General features: G+C 66.6%; 22 protein-coding genes and 1 tRNA gene. 11 read left to right on the forward strand and 12 right to left on the reverse strand.

Going from position 1 to position 22,088, the window contains the following annotated elements; all coding sequences use genetic code 11:
- Window positions 1–44: 44 nt before the first annotated feature.
- Window positions 45–1,175 carry an AI-2E family transporter gene (locus BO226_RS21620; protein WP_019288228.1) on the reverse strand — a complete coding sequence of 377 codons (1,131 nt, stop codon included), beginning with the start codon at window positions 1,173–1,175 and terminating at the stop codon, window positions 45–47.
- A 131-nt stretch (window positions 1,176–1,306) separates the two neighbouring features.
- Window positions 1,307–1,383 (reverse strand) — tRNA-Met (locus BO226_RS21625).
- A gap of 313 nt (window positions 1,384–1,696) precedes the next feature.
- On the opposite strand from BO226_RS21625, the gene BO226_RS21630 reads away from it, so the two are divergent.
- From BO226_RS21630 to BO226_RS21655, 6 genes are all read left to right on the forward strand, one after another.
- Window positions 1,697–3,241 (forward strand): ABC transporter substrate-binding protein, encoded by a 1,545-nt coding sequence (locus tag BO226_RS21630; RefSeq protein WP_071936024.1) that lies wholly within the window; start codon window positions 1,697–1,699, stop codon window positions 3,239–3,241.
- A gap of 32 nt (window positions 3,242–3,273) precedes the next feature.
- Complete coding sequence (locus BO226_RS21635; RefSeq protein ID WP_071936025.1) at window positions 3,274–4,812, forward strand: ABC transporter substrate-binding protein; 1,539 nt, start codon at window positions 3,274–3,276, stop codon at window positions 4,810–4,812.
- Between the two features lie 66 nt (window positions 4,813–4,878).
- Window positions 4,879–5,826, forward strand: a complete 948-nt coding sequence (locus BO226_RS21640) for an ABC transporter permease (protein WP_071936026.1) — start codon at window positions 4,879–4,881, stop codon at window positions 5,824–5,826.
- A 104-nt stretch (window positions 5,827–5,930) separates the two neighbouring features.
- Window positions 5,931–6,728, forward strand: a complete 798-nt coding sequence (locus BO226_RS21645; protein ID WP_232238006.1) for an ABC transporter permease — start codon at window positions 5,931–5,933, stop codon at window positions 6,726–6,728.
- On the forward strand, window positions 6,725–7,711 hold the full coding sequence (locus BO226_RS21650; RefSeq protein WP_071936028.1) for an ABC transporter ATP-binding protein: 987 nt from the start codon (window positions 6,725–6,727) through the stop codon (window positions 7,709–7,711). The genes BO226_RS21645 and BO226_RS21650 overlap by 4 nt, the downstream gene beginning before the upstream one ends.
- Window positions 7,708–8,742, forward strand: a complete 1,035-nt coding sequence (locus tag BO226_RS21655) for an ABC transporter ATP-binding protein (RefSeq protein WP_071936029.1) — start codon at window positions 7,708–7,710, stop codon at window positions 8,740–8,742. The genes BO226_RS21650 and BO226_RS21655 overlap by 4 nt, the downstream gene beginning before the upstream one ends.
- Here BO226_RS21655 and BO226_RS21660 read toward each other — a convergent pair.
- From BO226_RS21660 to BO226_RS21690, 7 genes are all read right to left on the reverse strand, one after another.
- Entirely contained in the window at window positions 8,704–9,534 is an 831-nt protein-coding gene (locus BO226_RS21660) for an SDR family NAD(P)-dependent oxidoreductase (protein ID WP_071936030.1), read from the reverse strand. The two genes, BO226_RS21655 and BO226_RS21660, sit on opposite strands and share 39 nt — an antisense overlap.
- On the reverse strand, window positions 9,534–10,016 hold the full coding sequence (locus BO226_RS21665; RefSeq protein ID WP_071936031.1) for a nuclear transport factor 2 family protein: 483 nt from the start codon (window positions 10,014–10,016) through the stop codon (window positions 9,534–9,536). The genes BO226_RS21660 and BO226_RS21665 overlap by 1 nt, the downstream gene beginning before the upstream one ends.
- Window positions 10,017–10,117: 101 nt before the next feature.
- Window positions 10,118–10,738, reverse strand: coding sequence for an LON peptidase substrate-binding domain-containing protein (locus BO226_RS21670; protein ID WP_071936032.1), 621 nt, complete (start codon window positions 10,736–10,738; stop codon window positions 10,118–10,120).
- On the reverse strand, window positions 10,738–11,211 hold the full coding sequence (locus BO226_RS21675; protein ID WP_071936033.1) for a DUF309 domain-containing protein: 474 nt from the start codon (window positions 11,209–11,211) through the stop codon (window positions 10,738–10,740). The genes BO226_RS21670 and BO226_RS21675 overlap by 1 nt, the downstream gene beginning before the upstream one ends.
- 37 nt (window positions 11,212–11,248) lie before the next feature.
- Window positions 11,249–11,992, reverse strand: a complete 744-nt coding sequence (locus BO226_RS21680; RefSeq protein ID WP_071936034.1) for an ESX secretion-associated protein EspG — start codon at window positions 11,990–11,992, stop codon at window positions 11,249–11,251.
- A 5-nt stretch (window positions 11,993–11,997) separates the two neighbouring features.
- Entirely contained in the window at window positions 11,998–13,281 is a 1,284-nt protein-coding gene (locus BO226_RS21685; protein WP_071936035.1) for a PPE domain-containing protein, read from the reverse strand.
- Between the two features lie 103 nt (window positions 13,282–13,384).
- Window positions 13,385–13,987, reverse strand: a complete 603-nt coding sequence (locus BO226_RS21690; RefSeq protein ID WP_071936036.1) for a TetR/AcrR family transcriptional regulator — start codon at window positions 13,985–13,987, stop codon at window positions 13,385–13,387.
- 292 nt (window positions 13,988–14,279) lie between these two features.
- Here BO226_RS21690 and BO226_RS21695 point away from each other — a divergent pair, with 292 nt between their 5' ends.
- From BO226_RS21695 to BO226_RS21705, 3 genes are all read left to right on the forward strand, one after another.
- Window positions 14,280–15,041, forward strand: coding sequence for an SDR family NAD(P)-dependent oxidoreductase (locus BO226_RS21695; RefSeq protein WP_071936037.1), 762 nt, complete (start codon window positions 14,280–14,282; stop codon window positions 15,039–15,041).
- 32 nt (window positions 15,042–15,073) lie between these two features.
- Complete coding sequence (gene fabG / locus BO226_RS21700) at window positions 15,074–15,832, forward strand: 3-oxoacyl-ACP reductase FabG (RefSeq protein ID WP_006554714.1); 759 nt, start codon at window positions 15,074–15,076, stop codon at window positions 15,830–15,832.
- A gap of 120 nt (window positions 15,833–15,952) precedes the next feature.
- Entirely contained in the window at window positions 15,953–16,165 is a 213-nt protein-coding gene (locus tag BO226_RS21705; RefSeq protein WP_006554713.1) for a DUF4287 domain-containing protein, read from the forward strand.
- Window positions 16,166–16,178: 13 nt separating this feature from the next.
- Here the strand turns inward: BO226_RS21705 and BO226_RS21710 are convergent, their stop codons facing one another.
- Both BO226_RS21710 and BO226_RS21715 read right to left on the reverse strand, forming a co-directional pair.
- Complete coding sequence (locus BO226_RS21710; protein ID WP_039584222.1) at window positions 16,179–17,282, reverse strand: CaiB/BaiF CoA transferase family protein; 1,104 nt, start codon at window positions 17,280–17,282, stop codon at window positions 16,179–16,181.
- Entirely contained in the window at window positions 17,279–18,466 is a 1,188-nt protein-coding gene (locus tag BO226_RS21715; RefSeq protein WP_071936038.1) for an acyl-CoA dehydrogenase family protein, read from the reverse strand. Before BO226_RS21715 ends, BO226_RS21710 begins: the two co-directional genes overlap by 4 nt.
- Before the next feature lie 144 nt (window positions 18,467–18,610).
- On the opposite strand from BO226_RS21715, the gene BO226_RS21720 reads away from it, so the two are divergent.
- Window positions 18,611–19,618: a LacI family DNA-binding transcriptional regulator gene (locus tag BO226_RS21720; RefSeq protein WP_024102320.1), complete on the forward strand. Its 1,008-nt coding sequence runs from the start codon at window positions 18,611–18,613 to the stop codon at window positions 19,616–19,618.
- 6 nt (window positions 19,619–19,624) lie between these two features.
- On the opposite strand, the gene BO226_RS21725 is transcribed toward BO226_RS21720, so the two are convergent.
- Complete coding sequence (locus BO226_RS21725; protein WP_071936039.1) at window positions 19,625–20,956, reverse strand: serine/threonine-protein kinase; 1,332 nt, start codon at window positions 20,954–20,956, stop codon at window positions 19,625–19,627.
- A gap of 158 nt (window positions 20,957–21,114) precedes the next feature.
- On the opposite strand from BO226_RS21725, the gene BO226_RS21730 reads away from it, so the two are divergent.
- A complete protein-coding gene (locus BO226_RS21730) occupies window positions 21,115–21,981 on the forward strand; it encodes an SGNH/GDSL hydrolase family protein (protein WP_071936040.1) in 867 nt (288 codons plus the stop codon).
- Window positions 21,982–22,088: the final 107 nt, after the last annotated feature.

Consider the following 22,088-nt stretch of genomic DNA (forward strand, 5'->3'; position numbering starts at 1 on the left):
CGGGGCCGGGCGCGAGAAGATCTCACGCCCGGCCCTCTCGTCTCTCAGTCGTAGTCGTCGTTGTCTGCCGTGAGCTCCGGGGCGTCGGGTTCCGGTTCCTCTCCACCCACCTCCGGGATCAGTTCGTAGCGGTGCCCGAACGACTCGGCCAGCGCCTGCAGGATCGCCACCACCGGCACGGACACCAGAGCCCCCACCGGGCCGAACAGGGTGGCGCCGACGATCACCGAACCGAACGCCACCGCCGGGTGGATCGACACCGTGCGGGCCGTGATGCGCGGGTGCAGCACATAGTTCTCGATCTGCTGGTAGACCGTGCCGAAGGCGATCACCCACACGCCGTCGAGCGGTTGCTGCACCGCGGCGATGAGCGCGGGGAGCCCGATCGCGAGATAGGTGCCGAGGGTGGGGATGAACTGCGAGACCACCCCGGTCCAGATCGCGAGGGGCAGCCAGTACGGAACCCCGATGATGAGGAAGAAGATTCCGGTGAAGATCGACGCCGCGGCGGCGAGGATCAACCGGGAGACGACATAGCCGCCGGCCTTCTCCACCGAGGTCTCCCACACGTTCGCGATCAGCTGCTGCTGCCGGGCCGGGAACCAGCTCGCGATCGTCCGGCGCATCTTCGGCCCCTCGGCCGACATGTAGAAGACGAACAGCAGCATCGTCAGGATCTGGAACAGGGCACCGACCAGAGTGCTGAGGACGCCGAGGACACCGGGCGTGAACCGTTGTGCTAGATCGCGAACCGTATCGGGCGTGATCTTGAACAGTTCGTCCCCGGTCTTGAAGTTGGTGTCGAAGGTGCGGTTCGCCCAATCGGTGATGCGTGTGAGCGCATCCGGAAGTGTGGTGAGCAACTGGGCGATCTGGTCGAACAGGAGCGTGCCGAACACCGCGAAGAACCCGATGGTGAGTGCGATCAGGGAGAACAGCACGAGGCCGGTGCCGGCACCGCGACGCATCCCGAACCGTTCGAGGCGGTCGACGATCGGTTCGATCGTGATGCTGAACAACCACGCCAGGAACAGCAGGCCGAGGAAGCCCTTCAGATTGTGGAAGAGCCAGCCCGACATCTGATAGAAGGCGACGGCCAGCAGAACACCGACGATCGTGGGCCGGAGCCAGCGGGGAGTTCGTGGTCGATCGGCGACGGTTGCGCGCTTGGCCATCACACCCTCCCGCTCTGCAGAGACTCTGCCGCGAAATCTACTCGGTGAGCGCGGCCGGGGGAGCCGTACCGAGGCCGAGGAGCATTCACAAAAAGAACCGGCCCGGACTCGTGTGAGTCCGGGCCGGTCGGTGGTAGCGGGGACAGGATTCGAACCTGCGACCTCTGGGTTATGAGCCCAGCGAGCTACCGAGCTGCTCCACCCCGCGTTGCATGTCCAACCATACACGACTTCCGAGGGTGCTCTGACCACCCCTCGTCCCGGCCGCATCGCCAAGCCTTTGGCGCGCCCATCGAGCCGTACAAACGAGGGGGAGGATATGCGCGTTTTTCGCAGTTCCGACGCACACAACCTCCCCCTCGTTTCGACTTCGAAGCCACCCCTCCGGTTCGTCGATCTCGATCAGCGGGACCTGCGGAGTGTGCCGCGTCACAGGCCCATAGTTTCGGTCCGTAATCAGGTCGCCGTGTCACGGCTGCCTCGAAACCGGTCCGCACGAACAATTTCGAGAGAGGGGCGGCATGCCTGCTGGGTCGAGGAGGTCGCCGATCCGTGTATTGGGAGCAGTGATCGGGACCTGTGCGGTGCTGCTCACCGCATGTGGGTCGACCACCACCGAGAACTCCGGAGTCGGTGATCCTGCGCTTCCGCTGCACTACGCCACCGTCTTCGGCGTCTCGTCGTTCGATCCGCACAAGACGCGGATCACGAGTGACGCCACCATGCTCAACATGGTCTACGACCGCCTCGTCCATCGTGACGCAGCCGGCCAACCGATTCCAGGGCTCGCCGAGTCGTGGGAGATCGATGACACCACCCTGACACTCCACCTACGTGACGGTCTGACTTTCTCCAGTGGCGCCGTCCTCGACGCCGATGCTGTGGTCGCCAACCTCCGACGTGCTCTCGAGCCGGACTCGATCACGGCACCGATGCTCGCCGGCATCGTCGGGGTCGACGCAGCGGACGACCGCACGGTCGTGCTGACCTTCGACGGTCCGGGTGCGCAGTACGTGCTGGCGTTGTCCGACCTCGCCGGAATGATCGTCGACCCGGACGCATTCGGAAGTCCGGAGAAGGACGCCCAACTCGCACTCGCACCCGCCGGTGCGGGACGCTACGTCCTCGCGGCGTCCCGACCGGGTGCCGAGTACGAGTTCACTGCCAGAGCGGACTATTGGGACCCGGATGCGATCGGCACCGAAACCTTCGTCTGGACGGTGATGACCGATCCGCAGGCGCGTCTGAGTGCCGTGTCCGCAGGGGACATCGATGTCGCAATCACCACGCCGCTGACGATCGACGCAGCCGAACAGCAGGGCCTTCGGGTGGAGACAGCGCTTCGACTCGACCACATGGCGCTGAACTTCAACCGGGACCGTAGCGAATTCGGCAACCTCGAGGTGCGCAAGGCCATCGCTCACGCGATCGACCGCCAGGCCATCGCGGACACAGCGATGGAGGGTCACGCCGAAGCTGCCACGCAGAACTTCCCGAAGGACTACTTCGCGTACGACCCGGATCTCGCCGACGACTATCCGTACGATCCCGAACGGGCACGACAGCTGCTGTCCGATGCAGGCCTGCCGAATGGCTTCTCGTTCACGGCCATCCTTCTGAATCTGCCCGAGAACGTGCAGGTAGCGCAGATCGTGCAACAACAACTCGCGCAGGTTGGCATCGAGATGAAACTCGAACCGTTGCCGCCGTCGGATGCGTCACCGACCTTCTACCGAGGGGACGCCGACGCATTCCTCACGACCTTCACCGGTCGTTCCGATCCGGCGTTGTTGCTGTCCGCTCTCTACGGTGAGAATTCGCCTCAGAATCCCTCCCGTACCACTGCGCCGGGATTCCAGGAGGCGCTCGACTCCGCCAACCGCGAGACCGACCTGCAGACCCGAGGGGGCAAGCTCGGAGAGGTCTCGAAGACCGCCATGGACAACGTCCTCACCGTGCCCTTGGTCTTCTTCGAACTCGGATCGACGCTCACCGACCAGGTCGTCGGATACGAGACGAACCTGTTGATCGACGAATGGCGTGGCGTCGGTATCGCTTCCTCCTGACCGGCCGCCCACCCCAGAAACGAAGGAATCCAATGTCTCGTAGATCGCTGGCCTCGGTCGTTGCTGCCTTCGCGACCGCACTGCTTCTCGCCGGCTGCGGAACGTCGGCTGCAACCGACGCCACCGCAGAGATCGACCCGCAGGCGACTCTGCGTTATGCCACGACGTACGGTGCGTCGTCCTTCGATCCGCACAAGACGCGGATCACCAGCGATTCGACCATGCTGAATCTCGTCTACGACCGACTGGTACATCGCGATCGGAACGCGGATCCGGTGCCCGGGCTCGCCGAATCCTGGGAGTTCTCCGAGGACGGATCCACTCTGACGTTGAACTTGCGTCAGGATGTCACCTTCTCGGACGGCACGCCGCTCGACGCATCCGCCGTGGTGGCGAACCTGCGCCGCGCACTCGAACCCGACTCGATCACGGCTGCGATGCTCGCGGGTGTCGAGTCCGTGGAGGCGACCGACGCACACACCGTGGTGCTCCGCCTGAACGGTCCCGGCGGGCAACTCGTCCTCACGTTGTCGGATCTTCCGGGAATGATCATCAACCCCAATGCTTTCGGAGATCCGGACAAGGACGCTGCGCTCGTACTCGACCCGGCAGGGGCCGGCCGGTACACGGTGGTCGAATCTCAGCCGGGGGCTCAGTACCGTTTCGCTGCGCGCGACGACTACTGGGACCCGGAAGCGGTACAAGCCGCGGAATTCGAGTGGGTCGTCATGACCGATCCACAGACCCGGGTGAACGCGGTCGCCTCCGACCAGCTCGACGCCGCCATGGCGACACCGATGTCGCTCGACCCCGCCGAGCAACAGGGCCTGCAGACGCACGTGCAGACGAGCCTCAACAATTACGTGCTCAACCTGAACCGAACGCGCAGCGAGTTCGGCAAGCTGGAAGTGCGGCAGGCGCTGGCCTATGCAGTGGACCGGGAGTCGGTCGTGGAGACGGCGCTCGAGGGACACGGTGAACCCGCGAGCCAGAACTTCCCGGCAGGCTACTTCGCCCACAACGAGGCCCTCGACGGTCAATACGCCTTCGATCCCGACAAAGCGAAGCAGCTGCTCGACGAAGCAGGTGTTCCGGACGGATTCGCCTTCGTAGCAGGTGTTTCCAACCTTCCTGAGAACCAGATGATCGGGCAGATCCTGCAGGAGCAGCTGGCGCGCGTCGGTATCACCATGGAGATCCGGTCCATGACGCCGACTGACCTCAACCCCGCGTTCAATCGCGGTGAGCTCGATGCCATTCTCACCACGCTCGTCGGCCGCGCGGACCCCTCGCTACTGCTGACCTCCTTCTACGGTCAGGATTCGCCCCAGAACCCTTCCCGTGACGCGATTCCGGGATTCCGGGAAGCCATGGAAGCGGCCAACCGCGCCACCGACCCCGAGGAGCGCTCGGTGCTGCTCGGCGAGGTGAACGCCGTGGTGATGAATTACGCGGCAATGCTGCCGATCGCCTTCGCCGAACTCGGTGCCGTCGCATCGGATCGGCTCTCGGGTTACGAGCCCAATCGGGTGGTCGACGAGTGGCGTGGTGTCGGAGTGGCCGCCCCGTGACGTACGGCGCGACGGACAGCCTCGCGGCCGTGATCACACACGGATCGTGAATCGAAGGAGCACAGAATGTTTCGACTCATCGGACAGCGGCTGCTGGCGGTCGTCCCGTTGCTGATGATCGCCACGGCCATCACCTTCGGTCTGATCTTCCTGATTCCCGGCGATCCGGCACACCGGATCGCCGGGGAGTCGGCGACACCTCAGCAGATCGAGACGGTCCGTGAGGAGCTCGGCCTCGACCAGCCGGTCCTCGTGCAGTACTTCGACTTCCTGTTCGGACTGGTGCGCGGCGATCTCGGTACGAGTTTCACGTACCAGGCCCCAGTGCTGGAGATGATCGTCGATCGTCTCCCCGTCACATTCTCGTTGGCGATGGTGGCCGTGGTCGTGGCACTTTTCGTGGGTATTCCGGCAGGGATCATCGGAGGAAGCAGGCCCGGAAGTTGGCAGGACCGTGCCACCGGCGTGGGGTCGACACTCGGCGTCGCTACACCCAACTTCGTCCTGGGTCTGCTCCTCGTGCTCGTCTTCTCCCTGACGCTGCGGGTTCTTCCCGCCACCGGATACACCCCGCTCGCGAAGGGGTTGTGGCCGTGGCTCAGCCACCTGCTGTTGCCGGCGATCGCCCTGGGGTTGGCCGCGGCCGCCGAGATCGCACGCCAGCTACGCAGTTCCATGATCGAAGTGATGCAGCAGGACTACGTTCGCACCGCCACCGCCAAGGGCCTGAGTCGTCGCAGTGTCCTGTGGAAGCACGCCTTGAAGAATGCCTTCATTCCGACGGCGACGGTCCTGGGCATGCAGATCGCGTTCCTGCTCGGCGGCACGGCCGTCATCGAGTCCGTCTTCGGCCTGAAAGGTCTCGGAGATTTCGCGGTGCAATCGGTGCTCTCGGGAGACCTTCCCGCCATCCAAGGAGTCGTGATCTTCGGCGTGTTCGCCACTGTGATCATGAGTCTGCTCGTCGACATCTCCTACGGCTACCTCGATCCGAGAACAAGGAGCGCCGCATGAGCGACATCACCGTCTCTACGAAGCCGGCAGACGACAGGATCGTAGCCGTCGGCGAATCCCCACGTCACAGGTTCTTTCGCCGATTCCGGAACCGTCCGGGAGCCGTGGTTGCTGCCGTCTTTCTCGTCCTCGTCGCGGTTCTCGGACTACTTGCGCCGCTGATTGCTCCGCACGACCCGATCGTGCAGGAGCTGACCGCACGCCGGCTGCCTCCGTTGTCCGACGGATATCTGCTCGGCACCGACAATTTGGGTCGTGACACGCTGTCCCGATTGCTCTACGGTGCGCGTGTCGCAGTCTCGGCGGCGCTCATCTCGGTGTCGGTCGGACTGCTCATCGGTGTCGTGCCTGCCCTGATCGCCGGGTTCCTCGGCGGCTGGTGGGACACGATCCTCTCTCGGGTCGCCGATGCCTTTCTCAGCTTCCCCCCATTGCTGCTGGCGATGGCCATCGTCGGCGTGATGGGCACCAACCTCACCAACGCGATGATCGCGATCGGAATTGTGTTCGGTCCCAGATTCTTCCGCGTGGTACGCGGGGCTGTGATCGGAGTACGCGAGAGCACCTTCATCGAGGCCTCCCGTAGTATCGGCACTCCGACCGCGCGGATCGTGCGCATGCATGTACTCCCGCACACGCTGTCCCCTTTGATCGTCCAGCTCAGCCTGGCGTGCGGGTTCGCGTTGCTCGCCGAGTCGTCGCTCAGTTTTCTCGGGCTGGGTGTCCAGCCGCCCGAGGCGAGTTGGGGTCGCATGCTCGCAGAAGGGCGCGAAGCGTGGAACTACACGGCCTGGCCGGTGGTGATTCCGGCCCTGATGATCATCCTGGCCGTTCTGGCCTGCAACACCCTCGGTGACGGCATCCGTGACTCGATGGGCCGCGAGAACCGGAGCGAACGATGACCGAACCATTGCTGCGTGTCGACGGTCTCGGCGTCGAGTTTGCGACCGGCTCCGGCTGGACATCGGTCCTGCAGGACGTCTCCTTCGATGTGGCGGCCGGCGAACTCGTCGGGCTCGTCGGTGAATCCGGCTCCGGCAAATCCGTCACCTGCTCGTCCGTCCTACGACTGTTGCCGGCGAATCAGTCCCGCACCGTCTCCGGAGGTATCCGGTTCCGCGGACGTGATCTGCTGACGATGCCGGATCGCGAACTCGCGGACGTACGCGGCAACGACATCGCGATGATCTTCCAGGAACCGATGACGAGTCTGAACCCGGTCTTCACGGTCGGGGACCAGATCTCCGAAGTGGTGCGGCGACACCGAGGCGTGAACCGGAAGGTGGCACTGGCGCGTGCCGTAGAGGTTCTCGACCTCGTCGGTATCCCGAATGCGACCCGCCGAGTGCGTCAGTACCCGCACGAGTTCTCGGGTGGTATGCGCCAGAGGGTCATGATCGCGATGGCGCTCGCGTGTGAACCGTCTCTTCTCATCGCGGACGAACCCACGACGGCACTCGACGTCACCATCCAGGCTCAGGTGCTCGACCTGATCAGGGACATGGCAGAACGGTTCGAGATGGGCGTGCTGTTCGTGACACACGATCTCGGGGTGGTGGCCGATCTGTGCACCGAGGTGGTGGTCATGTATGCCGGACAGGTGGTCGAGAAGGCCCGCACCGAAGAACTGTTCGCGGCTCCGAAGCACCCGTACACACAAGGTCTGCTGCGGTCGGTCCCGACCATCGACGGTCGCAGCGACCTGCACACCATCCCCGGCGCTCCGCCCGCACCCGGATCGACGCCGAGGGGGTGCCGCTTCGGACCGCGCTGTGCGCATCGCCGCGACGAATGCGATGCCGTGATACCGCTCCACGTGCTGGAGAACGAGCGCATGTCTCGCTGTGCACGGGTGACCGATCTGATGCTGGAGGGAAACCGATGACCGTCCAACTCGCCGCCGTCGAGACGAAGCAACCATTGCTGACGGTGCGTGGGCTGCGCGTGGAGTTCCCCGTCGGTCGCCGAACGGCGCGCCGGAAGCAGATGGTGCGCGCCGTGGATGAGGTCGATTTCGACATCTTCCCTGGTGAGGCGTTCGCCTTGGTCGGTGAGTCCGGTTCGGGTAAGTCGACGACGGCCCGTGGAATCCTGCGGCTCGTCGATGTCGCTCAGGGATCCGTCGTGCTCGACGGTGTAGACGTGACCGCACTGAGCAGAAGTGAACTCCGCACCGCCAGACGCCATATGCAGATGGTCTTCCAGGATCCCTATTCCTCGTTGGATCCCTCGCACACCGTCGGGGATGCGATCGCCGAGCCTCTGCAGGTACATACCGATCTCTCCGATGATGACCGACGCCGCAAGGTCGGTCGGCTGCTCGAGCAGGTCGGTTTGCGCGCGGAGCACGCCGATCGGTATCCCTACGAGTTCTCCGGCGGACAGCGCCAGCGCATCGCCATCGCGCGTGCCATCGCCGTGGAACCGAAGTTGGTGATCGCGGACGAGGCCGTCAGCGCGCTCGACGTCTCGACGCAGAATCAGGTCATCGCGCTGCTCGAACAGCTCTCTGCGGAACTGGGCATCGCCTACCTGTTCATAGCGCACGATCTGGCGGTGGTGCGTCACATCGCCCACACCACGGCCGTGATGTATCTCGGGCGAATCGTCGAATGGGGACCGACGGAACGTCTGTTCACCGAACCGGCGCATCCGTACACGCAAGCATTGCTGTCCGCGGTCCCCGTCCCGGACCCGGCACGGCAACGCCGCCGAGAGCGCATTCGCCTGAGTGGAGAACTGCCCGATCCGGCGAACCCGCCGACAGGGTGCGCCTTCAGCACCCGTTGCCCACTGGTCATGCCGGTGTGCCGGGAGAGTCGACCGGCTGTCACAGAAGTGGCAGGAGGGGGACAGGTCGCCTGCCACTTGCACTCATCAGAACAACGGCCCGCCTCCGAAGATGTCCCGGTGTGAATCGGGTTGGTTGCCTTCGACGTCCACGATGCCGTAGTCGAGCGCGGTCTCTGCGGTGATGAGGGTGCGACCGCTGCGCGCGTTCACCTCGGGGTCGGCCGCGAGCGCGACGATCACCCGTCCGATGAACTCCGGTGTCTCGGCGTTGGCCAGCGAGAAGCCCTCGAAGTTGTCGATGCCGCGGGCGAGCATGGCCTCGTTCTTCACCAGTCCCGGCCACAGCGACAGGGTGGTCACCCCGGTGCCCCGGAGTTCGACGGCCATATCGGCGGCCATCTTGTCCAGGCCCGCCTTCGACATGCCGTACAGCACCGAATGCAGGTAGCCGCGGGTGCCGAACGACGAGATGTTGACGATCATCCCGCTGTTGCGCGGCACCATCAGCTGCGCGGCTTCGACGGAGGCGACGTAGTGCGCGCGGAGACCCACGCCGATCAAGCTGTCCCAGTCGCTGATCGGGCGCTTCCAGAACGGTTCCGAGAATCCCGCGAATCCCGGCGGTGACGCCCACACGTTGTTGACGAGCAGGTCGAGCCGGGAGTCCTGCTCGTCGGCGATCCGGCGGAAGAGTTCGTGGATCTGCGCGTCGTCGCGGTGGTCGCACTGCACGGCGATGCCGTGCCCCCCGCATTCGGTGACCTCCGCCGCGGTGCGGTCGAGTGGTCCGTCGACACCGACCCGGCCGCGGGCGGTGACGTAGACGGTCCAGCCGTCGGAGCCGAGCGCGCACGCGATGCCCTTGCCGACGCTGCGACTCGCGCCGGTGACCAGCGCGACCTTTGTTTCTGCCATCACTGCACCACTTCCACGTCGTCGGTGAGAGCCCGCTGGATCGACCACAGCACCTTCACGTGGCAGCGGGAGATCTTCCATTCGTCGTTCTCGACCACGTAGTCGTCGTCGTAGTCGAGCGCGGTGACCCGTTCGGTGCGCGCACGCAGATCCACCTGCCGAAATCGCAGCGTCCAGGCGCCGGTCGCGGTGTCGGACCCGGTCAGGTGGATGCTCGGATGCATGCCGTGATGCATGTCGAGCACGACGTAGCGGTCGTCGACCCGTTCCAGAGCGATCCGGGAGTAGATGTCGACCAGGGCGTCGGCATCGTCGAAGCTGCCCAGCGCCGGTCCGTAGTAGATGTCGGCGCCGTGCGCGACGAAGCATGCACGCATCGCCTCCGGGTCCTTGGCGTCGCACGCCCGGAAGTAGCGATGCTTGAGCATCCTGATCTCTTCGAGGGCTTCGAGTCGGGCCAACCGTTGTTCGACGGTGTCCATCGGGTGCCTTCCGGTCGGGGACGAACGGTGTCCCGGACCCTAGCCCGCTACCGCGAGACCGGCGGAGCGATGTTCCCACTCACCGGGTGGGCGCACGCGTCTCAGCCCTTCAGCTTCCATTCCGCGAGATCGACTGCGGTAGAGATCGCTTCGAGCAGCACGGCCATACGTTCGGCCGGACCCGGTGCGGCGAGAACCGCGTACCGGTCCGCTTCGCCCATCGGTACATACCGGGCGAGCGCGAACAGTCGTGCCCCAGGATCCTCCGGTAGTTCGGTGGTGGCGGGAGGCAACGGAGCCCGGCCACCCGTGAGGCGGTCGAGCACCCCGTACAACCGGCCCATCGGTCCGGTGATCGCGGCGAAATCCACCGGCCCCGAATCGGTGTCGGGCCAGGGCTCCACCTCGGCGATGGGGTAGGGATCGTCGGGCAACCATCGGGTGACGCGAATGCGTTCCTCCGCAATGCATTCGAGTTCGCGGCGACCTGCACCGACCTCGGCGTCGACCATGATCCGCGCGACGGTGCCGACGTCGTGTCGCTGCTCGCCTCCGCCCACCTCGTGTCCCCGGGCGATGAGGACGACTCCGAAGAGGGGGCCGTCCGGCGATGCCGTGCAGTCCTGGACGAGTTGCTGGTATCTCGGCTCGAAGATGCGCAACGGCAGGTCGGACCCGGGAAGCAGTGCGGTGCCGAGCGGGAACATGGGAAGTGTCGGCATCAGGGCATCCTCAGGCGCGGGGTCGGGGGAGCGGGGATCGGTTCGTCGCGAGCGATCTCGGTGAGCAGATGATCGGCCCAACTCGCCAGGCCGTCGATGTCGAGTCGGTACGGCGGTTCGTCCTCGTAGTGCCGCACCCGTGTCTGTCCCTGCTTCAACAGCGATGCCGCGCCGGTGGGGTTGCCCCGGAGCAGGTGGGTCAGCCCCACGGCGAGCTGGGCGAGGCCCTGCCACAGGGGACGTTCCTCGGGTGGTGCCTTCTTCCACATTGCCTCGAAGACCTCGTGGGCGTGGAACGGATAACCGTGGTCGAGGAGACGCTGACCTTCGGCGATGGTCTCCTCGACATCCAGATCGAGGTCTTCGGGAACACGTTCGACGCCTTCTTCGCCCGGCGGCAACGGACGCCCCAGGGCGTCGCGCGGACGCGCGTTCTGCGGCCTGCCGTCGGGTGTGCGGTCCCGGTCCGTCATGTCGCCAGCCTAGACGAACGGCCGCTTCGGGAAGGGATCACTGGCGTCGCAGAACGCCGCTCCGACCCTCGTGCGAGGGCCTGCGCACCCGGGACAGTTGCGCCGACAGTTCCCGGACGAAAGCGTCGACGGTGCCCGGTGCGACGCGGAGCTCCGGGCCGGGGAGGAAGAGATACCGGCCGTCGCCCACGACGTCGAACCAGCCGATGTCGGCGACGGGCGTGTACCCCGGATTCGAGTACCGCAGGACGCGGATACTGCCGGTGGTCGTGCGCTCGCGACGCAGCAACCGGCGCAACGACTCTGCGTGCGTGCCACCCGCAGGGCGGCGGACCGCGCCGAACTCGGATGGCTCGAGCACGTCGCGGCTCGAGGCGGTGCGTGCGTGTTCGCGGCCCGCTGCCACGACCGGAAGGTGCCCGAGGATCGCACCCGCGAGGTCGGTGGTCGTGGTGATGCGAATGTCGCCTGCGGCAGGCGCCTGACGGGCGAGGACGGCCTGCTCGCCGGTCGCGGCGGCACGGACGAAGACCTCGCAGGCCGGGTCGGTGGAGCGGCCGTAGACCTCCACCGCGACCTCCCCGATCAGCAGGATCCGCATCGCGTCGTCGAGGGCAGGGTCGGGTGTCTCGTGCAGCCACGTGCGGGCGGCCTGGAGGTTCGCGGCGTGCTCGTCCTCCCATATCGCCGAGGTGCGATAACGCAGTGGGAAGGGGAACTCGTCGCCGCCCGCGGCGGTCCACGCCGCCAGGAATCGGTCGGGTGTGAGATGCCGGTCCATAGCGTTCAGGCCCCCAGAACCGGCGGGGCGGTGTCGGGCAGCGACCCGATCAGTTCGTTCCCGTTCTCACCGGTGACGAGATAACCGGCCGCGCGTTTGTCCTGCTCGTCGCCGCGGGACGAGGCCGGCGGGATCATTCCCGGCATCATGCCGAACGGACGGGCGCCGGCACCCCGCGCTGCGGCGGCACCGGGCCCACCGGCGACACCACCGGCGGGCGCAGCTCCAGCGACGAGCGGAGCGGGACCCGCCGCGGGCGATGCGCCCGCAGAGCCGACACCCCCGGCGCCCGGTAGGCCACCGCCGACACCTCCGCCCGACCCGGAGGGCGGCGAACCGTACGACTGACCGGTCGGGCTCGCGGAGTTGCCGCCCGCGGCCGGGGAGGTGGATGCAGGAGTGGTCGCCGCAGGATCGTTCGAGCCCGCCCTACCTGCCGAATCCGATCCTTCCGACCGGCCGTCCGTGCCTTCACCGGACGACGGTGCGTCCGTACGGTTCTCCGCTTCCGTGGCGGTCTGCCCACCCGGACGTTCCCCGTCCCCGCCGGGGATTCCCGTCGGGTCGCCGGTGGTCCGGGCGCCGCCGACACCTGGTGTGCCGTAACCCTGGGGAACGAATGCCTCCGTGGCGCGACTCGTCGTGGCGGCATACGGGGAGGGCAGGACCGGAACCGCCGTGCCGGAATCGCGGTAGTACGGCTTGTACAGGGCTTCCATCACCCGCACGGCCTGGGCGCGAACGGCTTCCTCCTGCCGGGCGGCAGCAGCACCTGCGACGGGATCGAGCGCGTACAGGACCGACGACGTAATCACCGTGGGTGGAGGCACGGACGCTCGCACCCGCTCGCCGACGTCGGCGGCAATACGGAGTTTCTCGGACGTCGCGCGTGCGGCATCGGACAACTGTTGTGCGGATTCGCCGAATCGCACCGTCGCGCCCATCGCGGCCTCGGCCGCCGGACCCTCCCAGTGTTGGCCGATGAGCTTGCGGATCATCAGCGTTCCCCACGCGACGGTGAGGCTGAAACCCTTTCCGAGTTCGGCCCATTCGGTGGCCAGGGTGGTCATCGCGACGGGATTGATGCTCTGGGCGAGCCGGTGGATGTCGGCATGCTCCATGCCGTGGAAGTTCTCGAATGCTGCGATGTATTCGGGATCGACTCCCGCGTCGATGCGCGCGGCCAGCGCGTCGTAATTGGACTGCCGGCGGGCGACGGAGTCGGGGGCTGGGGCGTCGACCCCGAGCGACACCAGTAGTCGGTCGACGACGTTGTCATTCGTGGACATGGACGACAGTTCCCCCTCGATGCTCTCGCGTCTCGAGGAGCCGACGGCGGCGCGATATCCCCCTGCCCACGTAGATCCCCCCGATCCGATGGTGGCGACGATGCTAACGCACGGCACCGACCAGACGCAGGGCAAGATCGGCATACAGGTCGCTGATCGTCGCGGCGTCGTCGTAGCGGCCCGAGGGATACCAACGGCACACGTCGACGCAGAGCGACATCAGGGCGAGAGTGACACCTTCGGCATCCGGGAGGGTGAACGCGCCCGAGACGTGGCCGGCGTCCACGACACCCCGCACGACCTGCGTGGTCTGCCGTCGTAGTCCGACGATCGTGCGGTAGTGCTCGCGGTCGAGCGCGGCCAGCTCGTACTGGATGACCCGGCTCCATCGGTGGTTCTCCGCCTGCCAGGCGGCGAAGCGGCCGATGACGGAGGCGAGCCGAGCGGACGGCTCGGCATCGGGGCGGTCAGCGTTCTCGACGACCTGCAGGGCGAGCGCGTGGCCCTCGTAGGCGATGGCGAAGAGTAGCTCCTCCTTGGACGCGTAGTGCGGATACATCGCGGCGGGACTCATGCCGAGTCGCGCCGCGATCCGGCGCGTCGTGGTGCCGCCGTAGCCGTGCTCCGCGAACTCGTCTATCGCGGCCGTGCGGATGCGAGCCGCGGCCTTGGATCCGCCGACGACGTCGTCCCATGCATCACTCACGAGAGCGCTTCCGTTCTGTCCGGTTGGTGTTGACAAGCCCGCTACGGCATCGCACGATAAGCGAGCGCTTAGAAATAAGCCAGTGCTTATCGACTTGGTAACGGTGGGTGCGACGCGGGGTCCTCTCCGCGCTGCAACGCCCGCGGCAACATAGGATCCGCCGAAGAGAAGAATAGGACCTGGCTCTGAAAGGCAGTGCTGTCCAATCAAATTGGATACAGGCTGTTTGGTGGATGAGAAGGCGGTCGGCTATACAGTTCCTGTAGGCCCCGTCACAGCGAGGAGATGACGTATGTCCGTGCTCGACCGCTTCCGTCTCGACGGCCGCGTTGCCATCGTCACCGGTGCCTCTTCGGGCCTCGGTGTCGCATTCACCCGAGGGCTGGCCGAGGCAGGGGCCGACGTCGTGCTCGCCGCACGCCGCGTCGACCGTCTCGAGGAGACCGCCGCGCTGGTCCGGGAGGCCGGACGGCAGGCCGTCACGGTCGAGACCGACATCGCCGATCCCGAACAGGCGCAGCGCATGGTCGATCATGCGGTCGAGCAACTCGGCCGGGTGGACATCCTCATCAACAATGCCGGTATCGGCACCGCCGTGCCCGCCACCAAGGAGACCCCCGAGCAGTTCCGGCAGGTCATCGACATCAACCTGAACGGATCCTATTGGGCGGCACAGGCCGTCGGCCGTGTGATGCAGCCCGGTAGCTCGATCGTCAACATCTCGTCGGTTCTCGGTCTCACCACGGCAGGCCTGCCGCAGGCCGCGTACTCGGCCAGTAAGGCGGGCGTCATCGGCCTCACGCGCGACCTCGCGCAGCAGTGGGGAGCACGCAAGGGAATCCGCGTCAACGCCATCGCACCCGGCTTCTTCCGGACGGAGATGACGGACGAATACCAGCCCGGATACCTCGACTCGATGAAGCAGCGAATCATCCTCGGCCGGACCGGCGATTCCGAGGAGATCGCAGCCACTGCGGTCTGGCTGGCATCCGACGCCGCCGCCTACGTCACCGGTCAGACCATCGCCGTGGACGGCGGACTCACCATCACCTGACGGCACCACCCATCCCCCAACGGAGGAACGCTATGAGCACACAGCCCCGCACTGCCATCGTCACCGGAGCCGCACGCGGCATCGGCGCAGCCGTAGCGAAGCGGCTCGCCGGCGACGGCTACCGGGTCGCCGTCCTCGACCTCGACGAATCCGCCTGCAAGGACACCGTTTCGGCTATCGAGTCCGCCGGTGGCAAGGCACTCGCCGTGGGCGCCGACGTCTCCGACGAGAAGTCCGTCGCCGCTGCCGTCGAGAAGGTCGCCACCGAACTCGGCGAGCCCACCGTCCTGATCAACAACGCCGGCATCACGCGCGACAACCTGCTGTTCAAGATGACGGTCGAGGACTGGGACGCCGTCATGAACGTGCACCTGCGTGGCGCCTTCCTCATGACGCGTGCCGTCCAGAGCTACATGGTCGACGCCAAGTTCGGTCGCATCGTCAACCTCTCGAGCACCTCGGCCCTCGGCAACCGCGGCCAGGTCAACTACTCCGCTGCCAAGGCCGGCATGCAGGGCTTCACGAAGACCCTCGCAATCGAGCTGGGCAAGTTCGGTGTCACCGCCAACGCCATCGCGCCGGGCTTCATTGCCACCGAGATGACCGCCGCGACCGCCGAGCGTCTCGGCCTGTCGTTCGACGACTTCAAGTCGAACATCGCGGCCGACATCCCGGTCGGCCGTATCGGCGAGGTCGACGACATCGCCCACACCGCATCGTTCCTCGCGTCCGAGGGCGCGGGCTTCGTGTCCGGTCAGGTCATCTACGTGGCCGGTGGCCCGAAGGCCTGATCCCCTTCCGTACATCCGCGCCGCCGCGTCCCATCCGGGACTGCGGCGCCGCGGTCTTTTCTGTTGCGGATCGAACGGAACGGCCCGACCGTGTCGGTCGCCTCGGTTAACCTCTCCGGCATGAGCGAGAAGGTCAAGGGGCCCCAGTCGTACTTTCCGTCGATCGAGCAGAAGTACGGACGCCCGATCGAGGAGTGGAAGAACATGATCCGCGCCTCGGATCTCGCCGAGCACATGGAGCTCGTGAACTGGCTGAAGCAGGAACACGGGATGGGCCACGGGCACGCGAATGCTCTCGTCGCCCACACTCTGAAGGAACAGAAGTCCGAGTGACGAGAGCGTCCGACTACGCCAGCCGCGGGGGTGCGGTGCGGTAGGTCGCAGGGGTGGCGCTGAGCCGGATCGGGTTGGCGATCTGACGAAGCGGAGCGTCCCGGTCGGGATCGTCGATCGACACCACCGGCGACAGGCCGAGTCGTTCGGCGAGCGCGACCGCGTCAGCGATGTCGTTGAGCGGTCCGCACGGCACCCGGGCTGCGGTCAGAGCGTCGAACCACGCGTCGGCGGTGTCCGTCGACAGCAATTCGTCGAGGATCTTCGTCAGCTCCTCCCGGTTCGCGACGCGGGCGGTGTTCGTGGTGAACCGCTCGTCGGTGGCGAGTTCGGGTGCGCCGAGAACCGCGACCAGGGAAGCGAATTGACGGTCGTTGCCCACAGCGAGGACGAACGGCCGGTCTGCCGTGTGGAACACCTCGTAGGGCGCGATGCTCGGATGGCGATTGCCCATCGCCTTCGGCACCACTCCTGCCGCGACGTAGCCGGACGATTGGTTCGCCAGCGCCGACAACAGGGACGACAGCAGGTTCACCTCGACACGCTGGCCCTCGCCGGTGCGGTCGCGGTGCCGTAGCGCGGCGAGAATGCCGAGCGCAGCGTGCATTCCGGTGATGATGTCGACCACGGCGACACCGACCTTGGTGGGTGTCGCATGGTCGGGCCCGGTGATGCTCATCAGACCGCCGACGGCTTGGATGAGCAGGTCGTAACCGGGCAGGTCGTTGTGCCCGCCGAAGCCGGTGATCGAGGTGTAGACGATGCCGGGGTCGAGTTCCCGGACCTGCTCGTATCCGAGCCCGAGCCGAGTCATCGTGCCGGGCAGGAAGTTCTCGACGACGACATCGGCGCGGGCGACGAGATCGCGTGCCTGCTCGAGTCCTTCGTCAGTGGTCAGGTCGATGGCCACCGATTTCTTGTTGCGGTTGACGCCGAGGAAGTAGGTCGACTCGTCGCCGGCCCAGGGTGGTCCCCAGTGCCGGGTGTCGTCCCCGAAGCCGGGTCGTTCGATCTTGACGACCTCTGCCCCGAGGTCGGCGAGCAGCATGGTGGCGTAGGGGCCGGCGAGCACGCGACCGAAGTCGGCGATCACCAGCCCTTCCAACGCTCCGCTCACCGGAAGGCTGCCTCACCGGTCAGAGCCTTGCCGATGGTCAGCTGATGGACCTCGGAGGTGCCCTCGTAGGTCAGCACCGATTCGAGGTTGTTGGCGTGACGGATGACGGGGTACTCGAGCGTGATTCCGTTGGCGCCGAGGATGGTCCGGCACTCGCGGGCGATGGCGATGGCCTCACGCACGTTGTTGAGCTTGCCGAGGCTGACCTGCTCCGGGGCGATCTCGCCGCGGTCCTTGATGCGACCGAGGTGGTAGGCGAGCAGGTGGCCCTTGCCGACCTCGAGCGCCATGTCGGCGATCTTGGCCTGGGTGAGCTGGTAGCCGGCGAGCGGCTTGTCGAACACCTCGCGGGACTGCGAGTACTCGACGGCGGTCTCGAGGCAGTCGCGGGCGGCACCGATGGCACCGAAGACGATGCCGAAGCGGGCCTCGCCGAGGGAGGTCAGCGGTCCGCGCAGACCCTCGGCCTTCGGCATCATCGCCGAGGAGGGCAGACGCACGCCGTCGAGGATGAGCTCCGATGTGACCGAGGCGCGCAGCGACATCTTGGAGTGGATCTCCGGTGCGGAGAAACCGGGGGTGTCGGTGGGGACGACGAAGCCGCGGATGCCCTTGGCGCCTTCTTCGAGGTCGGTCTGCGCCCAGACGACGGCGACGTCGGCGATCGAGCCGTTGGTGATCCACATCTTGGTGCCGTTGAGGATCCAGTCGTCGCCGTCGCGCTTTGCGTTGGTGCGCATCCCGGCGGGGTTGGAACCGAAGTCGGGCTCGGTCAGGCCGAAGCAACCGATGGCCTCACCGGCGGCCATGCGGGGGAGCCATTCCTGCTTCTGCTCCTCGCTGCCCCAGTGGTGGATGGAGAACATCGCCAGCGAGCCCTGCACGGACACGAGGCTGCGGATGCCGGAGTCGACGGCCTCGAGTTCGAGGCAGGCCACGCCGTAGGCGGTGGCGCTCATGCCGGCGCAGCCGTAGCCGTCGAGGTGCATGCCGAGCACACCGAGCTGTCCGAGTTCCTTGGCGAGCTCGCGTGCCGGGAGCTTGGCTTCCTCGAACCACTGGGCCACGTGCGGGCGGATGCGCTCGTTGCCGAACTTGCGGACGGTGTCGCGGATGTCGATCTCCTCCTGCTCGAGCAGGGAGTCGAGGGCGAACAGCTGGGTGAGCGACTGAGCGTTGGACATGGCCTTCTCCGGTGGTCGAGGAAACGTTTGTCAGAACGATTGTGAGAACGTTTGCGCGATCGATTGCATGGCCTACGCTAAAGACACGTTCCGGGCACGTCAACTCGGAACGCGAACTCGATGCCGTACGAGCAGGAGAGCCGCATGCCCCGTCCCGACCGCGCCCCGACGCTCAAGGAGATCGCCGAGCGCGCCGGTGTCCACGTCTCGACGGCATCCCGTGTGCTGCGCCAGCCCGAACCGGTCGACGGCTGGTCGGACTCGGCACTGCGGGTGCGGGAGGTCGCGGCCGAACTGGGATATCGCCCCAACCTGTGGGCGGCGAGCTTGCGGACCCGCAAGACCACGACCCTCGGTGTCGTCATGCCGCGACTCACCGACGGCGTGGTCGCCACGACCTACCAGGGCATCGAGGAAGCCGCCACGAAAGCGGGCTACTCGGTACTGCTGTCGAGCCCGCCCGACGACCTCGAGGCACAACGTCGCGCCATCGCGCTGCTCGTGGGCCGGCAGGTCGACGGTCTGCTGCTGAGCAGCATGCACCTCCCGGGTGGTCCGTTCGTCGAGTCGCTGGTACTCGGATCGCTGCCCATCCTCGCGGTCACCCGGCACGCCGATGCGGGGTTGCCGTTCGTGGTGGGCGACGACTACCGGGGTGGAGCACTGGCCGCCCGGCACCTTCTCGACCGCGGCTACGACGACCTGGCGATCATCGCCGGCCCCGACCACGCCAGCACCGCCCGCGACCGCCGCGACGGCTTCGTCGACACTCTGAAGGAAGCGTCGGCGCCACTGCCGCCCGAGCGGATCATGCGGTCGAGCTTCGACGTCGCCGGGGGTGTGGAGGCCGCGCGTGCGCTGCTGGACCGCCCCGACCGTCCCCGCGCGATCTTCGCGGTCAGCGACACCATCGCCATCGGCATCCTCGGTGTCGCCCGCGACCTCGGTCTGTCCATCCCGGACGATCTCGCCGTGGTCGGCTACAACGACATCCCCGTCGTGGCGCAGCTGCCGGTTCCGCTCACCACCGTGCGATCGCCCGCGCACGATATCGGGGTGACGGCCATCGAGCGGCTCCTCGAACTCGTGCGAAATGGAGAAACGGAATCGACGCGACTTCCCGTCGAACTCGTGGTGCGCGCCTCGAGCTGAGCGATCTCACCCGTTACCGCGGCCACTGTTCCCGTTGCCGGTGTTCCCGTTCCCATTGCCGTTGTTGCCGTTGTGGTTCCCGTTGTTCCCCTGCGAGTTTCCGTTTCCGTTACCGTTGTTGTTGCCGGGTCCGCTGTTCCCGCGGGACTCGGGTTCGGACCTCGTGGGCCCGGCATCCGCAGGCGGTGCGACGGGAGTGGTCTCCGGAGCGGGCACGACGGGCGGAACCACGGCGGTCTCGTCCGCTGTGCGCGCCGGGGCGACCGTGGATTCGGGGGTCGCAGGAAGCTCGGTGGTGGCCGGTACCCGCTCGGGCGTCGATGCGGACATGCCCGGCGTCCGCGTCTCCGGTGTGGCCGCCGGCGGGGAATCGCCCCGCCCGAATCCGAGTGCGAGACCGCCCACGGCGAGCGCCCCGACCAGCGTCAGACCCGCTGCGACGAGAACTCCACGGGAACGGTCCGTGCCTGCAGTGGTCGTCGGTCCGCCGATCTCACTCGCCGGAAGGAAGGCTGTCGCAGCGCGGTTTCCGTCGGAATTCTGCAATGCCGCGAGCATCTCGTGCGCACTGCGGAACCGGTCGGAAGGCTCTCGTGCCATGGCCCGTTCGATCACTGCGACGAACCCCGGATGGGCGTCCGGGCGGAGATCGGCGAGTGGCCGCGGACGGTCGTGCGTGATGGCCCGTGCCAGCGCGAGGATGTTGTCCTCGGCGAACGGCCTCCGCCCGCACAGGGACTCGTAGCCGACGATGCCGACCGCGTACAGATCGTCCGTCACGGACGCGGGGTGTCCGGTGATGCGGTCCGGGCTCAGATAGGCGACGGTCCCCACGAGTTCACCGGTGTGGGTGAGGTCGTCGCCGACGCTCTTCGCGATACCGAAGTCGGCGACCTTGATCTCGCCGTTCTCTGTGATGAGCACGTTCGCCGGCTTGATGTCCCGGTGGAGGATCCCCGCACCGTGCGCGGCGACGAGCGCCTCGAGAATTCCGGCGAGCACCGTGCGCACCCGATCGGCGGGTAGGGGTCCGCGGGTGATGTCGTCGGCGAGGGTCCGGCCGGAGAGCCGTTCCATAACGATGTAGGGACGTCCGTCGTGTTCACCCGTGTCGTATACGGCGACGATGCGAGGGTGGTTCAGGGCCGCGGCGGCCCGGGCCTCGACTTCGAAACGACGTCGTACGTCCGGTCTGCTGCAGACCTCCCGTCCGAGCAGTTTGACGGCGACGGGCCGGTGGAGGCGGGTGTCCCAACCGTCGTGGATCTCGCCGCTGCCGCCCACGCCGAGCAGACCGCTCAGCTCGTAGCGGCCGTCGAGAACTTTGTGGACGGTCACAGGTCGACGGTAGCCGTTCGAAGGGGGGAGTAAACAAAATGCGCTGGTGGGAGGATGTGTGCCCGAGCTTCATCCGTGATCTTCACCCGGTGCTCGTAACGCGTTTGTAATTCGTGCCGATCTCATGCCCGGGAGAACCACGCTGCCGGAGGGTCTGGATGAAGACGATTGTGCGAGCCGGGATCGTCGCCGGCATGGCAGCTGCATCGATGGTGTGGCCGGTGTCCGCGATGAGCGACCCGGGTAGCGAGCAGGGCATCCGATACGTCGCGCTCGGTGACTCGCGTGCCGCCGGACCCTACCTCGACGCAGCGGCGATGCTCAGCGGATGTGCCCGCGCGGATGCGGGATATCCGAACCTCGTCGCGGGTTCGCTTCAGACCGTCAGCTTCGTCAACGTCGCGTGTTCGGGTGCACGCACCGAGCACATCACGTCCGTCCCGCAGCAGACGTCGACCGGATCGGTCCCGCCGCAGATCGATTCGCTCCCTCCGGACACGAATCTCGTCACGCTGAGCATCGGCGGCAACGATGTCGGCTGGGCGGGGCTCGTCTCGGCCTGTTACACCGAGCTTCCGGGCGGCGATGCGCACTGCCGCACCGATTCGGGCACCACGTCGCGCATGGACACCGCCCTGAGTGCACTCGGACCGAAGCTCACCGCGACACTCACCGCCGTCCAGCAACGCGCACCGCGCGCACGGGTTTTGCTGGTCGGGCACGGCGGTGTCTTCGGCAACCGGGGGTGCTGGCCCAACATCCCCACCAGCGATGCCGACGCCTCCTTCGTGACGAACTTCTTCGTGCGGATGAACCGAGTACTCGCCCGCTCCGCCGGCGAGGCCGGTGCCGAGTTCGTCGACGTCATGGCCGGATCCGAAGGACACGACGCGTGTGCGCCCTCCGAGCAGCGCTTCTACGAGGGACGGCAGTCGCTGTCGCTGGCGAAGGCACTGCACCCTACCGCTGCGGGGATGCGGCACATGGCGCAGCGGGTGACGAACGTCTGGTATCAGCGAGGCTAGGAACCGACGACCAGCGGCGTTTCGTTCGCGACACTCGCCGGACACGACGGCGAAATAGTGGAATGCTGCACTCCACTGCGTGCTCACATCCGTCGAACCGGTCCTGC

The sequence above is a fragment of the Rhodococcus sp. 2G genome (genome assembly GCF_001886355.1).
In the GTDB taxonomy this organism is placed as follows: domain Bacteria; phylum Actinomycetota; class Actinomycetes; order Mycobacteriales; family Mycobacteriaceae; genus Rhodococcus; species Rhodococcus pyridinivorans.